2 protein-coding genes are annotated in these 2,570 nt (G+C 61.8%); both read right to left on the bottom strand.

The features are described 5' to 3' along the window. Positions 1 to 184: 184 nt before the first annotated feature. Positions 185 to 1,909 carry a hypothetical protein gene (locus IB262_RS35365; RefSeq protein WP_192494569.1) on the bottom strand — a complete coding sequence of 575 codons (1,725 nt, stop codon included), beginning with the start codon at positions 1,907 to 1,909 and terminating at the stop codon, positions 185 to 187. A gap of 83 nt (positions 1,910 to 1,992) precedes the next feature. Next, the coding region (locus IB262_RS35360) for a sodium-independent anion transporter (RefSeq protein WP_192494568.1) at positions 1,993 to 2,570 on the bottom strand (578 nt) is incomplete at its 5' end.

Here is a 2,570-nt window from a genome sequence, read left to right as displayed (position 1 = left end):
GCAGCAAGAGCGATTCCTTCGGCGCGCAGATTGTCCAGAACCTCGACTATCTACAGACGGAACTCTACCTTGGAGCCCGGACCTATTCGCTCGACCAGGAGACCGCCGATCTTCAAGATAGCTTCGCCGTTCTTGGAGGTGCCCGAATCAAGTTCTAAGGCACATTTAGGCTTTCCATGCAGACTTACGGCAGACTGGCAAAGCGAACGCCCGCCTTGCTCACACCCCCGCCGATCAACGCGATCAAGTCCGGCGCGTATCCACGCGCAGCAAGTTCGCTCTCAGCTGACCGCGGCAAACCATTCTTGCTCCAGCGCAGCCCGTCGAGGGCGGTGGTCGTCTCACGGGTCAGGCCGAGTTGACCAGCCGCTGCTATACGTATGAGGTTGACCGCGACATCGGCGGGATTGGCGAGTTGCCGCGCGCGCGTCAGCGCTTCGCGATACCTGCCGTTTCGGTAGTCGTCCAGCGCTAGGGTCAGTGCTGCGTCGCGGTGCAAATACTCGCAGCGCGCTTCCGCAGCCTGCGCGAGGCGCACGCCCTTCGAATACTGCCCACTGACGAAGAGCAGCAGGCCAAGCCGAGCCGGAATGGCATTATCCAGCGGATTAAGTGCAGCGGCGCGGCGGCCCGATAGAAACGCCGCCTTCTTGTCGCCGGTTGCGAAGCGCGCCTGCATCTGGGCAACATAGCTCTGGCTTGATTGCGGTGCGAGAGCCACGGCCTTATCAGCGAGCTTCATCGCCCGCGCTGCCACCGTCGGTGAGGTCCTCGCCTCGCCGGTCGCCACCAGCACCCTGGCCAGGCTTGCAAGCACATCCGGATCGGCGGCTTGATAGGTCACCGATTTTTCCAGGCAAGCGTGTGCCGAAGCCAAGCCTTCCGGGTCGATCCGTGCCAGCGCGACATCGGCCAAGAGCACGCAGCCGTAACCGATCGACGGTGTCACGAGCTGCCGCGCTGCCTCAAGGCTGACGATGACCCCTTCCTCGCCCGCCAGCGAGCGGGCGAGGTGGATCAGCAGCTTTTCCTGGACTGCGCGGGCGTCACTGCTATTGTCGATGTCGGCTTTCGCCGTGCCCGCTCTCAGCGCCTCCTTGCTTTGCGCATCGACAACCTGCCACGAAAGCCGATGTTCGTGCGGGGCGACATCGTAATCGATTGAAACGTGGTATTCGTTGCTGCTCTGCCACGCTTCGTCAGCGCCGGCAGCCGAAATCTGCGTTCGCACGGCAGAGAAATGCGATAGTGCATTGACTAGATCTTCGCTGGCCTTCCTCTGTTCTCCGGTGTCGGCTCCGTTTGCGGCGTCAACGGCGACGACGATTGTCGGCTTGGCAGAAAGCACCGGTTGCCAGGGAAAGCGCTCAACGACCGCGAGATAGGCCCCGCCGCCCATAGCCGCGGCTCCTGCGACAGCGCCCGCAACCAGAGTGAAGCGACGGCGTTTCGGCTGGACGGTGGCAGGGATTGCCGCCTGTTCCGACGGCTTGAGCCTCACCTCTACAGGCGAGATCGCGGTTCCTGTACGGGTAGGGGACCGGCCGCTGGGTGCGAAATGCGGAACGTAGTTGCCCTTGGGCAGCTCGATGCGGAGCCCAACTTTCTCGCCAACGGTATCGTGATATTGCGCTAGTGAGGCGCGCAGGCGCGAGACCTCAACACGCACGATGGGATCGGCTGCCGGATCGAAGGTGGTTGGACGGCCGAAAACATCTATCGCTATCGTATAGGCTTTGATCCGCCCGGAGCGGCCGGCGAAGAATTCATCGACAAGGTACTGCAGAAGTTTCCGGTGACGTTCGCTCGCATGGAAGTGGCTATCGGCAAGCATACAGTCAAGTGCAGCACGCGCCTCACACTCAGTGACGGTGCTGTGGGTTTGTTGACATGAATTCCTGTCATCCATGCTGCGTCCCCAACCGCGCACCATCTTGAAGCGAGCGCAAGCGCAAGGCTTCGCTCTTGTCTTTGCCCTTCTTCTTCTTGCCGTCATGCTTGCCCATTCTTCCCTCCCATTTGGACATGGTCATCTGGCTTGATCTCGATAGAACCGGTCGGACCGTGGTTTCGCCCGTATTTGGTCTCGTAAGCGTCGAGCGCATCTTCCATTCCCTCGAAGATCATACCCGGGCCGATCTTCTCGACGACCCCGGAGCGCTCGAGCAGGGCGCGCGCATCGGTATGCAACTCGGCCAGGCCGAGCGTGACGCCGCGGTTCTTCAGGTCGCTCTGCAACTCTCCAAGCATGTCCGCGGCGGTGCTGTCGATTTGCGGGATGGCGCTCGCATCGATCACCAGCCAGCGGGCGGGTTGCGGCAGGCTCTCGGCGATCACCTCGAGGCGCTCGCGGACGTAATCGGCGTTGTAGAAAAGCAGACTATCTTGAACCATGCAGGCACCGAAGCCTGGAACCGGACGTGCCTCGGTCATGCGATGCAGTTTGTAGAAGCCGTCGCGCCCGGGGATGCGGCCCAGCATGGCGTCGTGCGGATACATGGTCTGCAAGATGAGGTAGACCAGTGTTGCAGCGATGGCGATGACCACGCCGTTCAGCACGCCGAGGCCGA

The organism is Ensifer sp. ENS02, from assembly GCF_014851885.1.
In the GTDB taxonomy this organism is placed as follows: domain Bacteria; phylum Pseudomonadota; class Alphaproteobacteria; order Rhizobiales; family Rhizobiaceae; genus Ensifer; species Ensifer adhaerens.
Note: the sequence above shows the minus strand (reverse complement) of the source record. Positions and strands in the feature narration are given on the sequence as shown.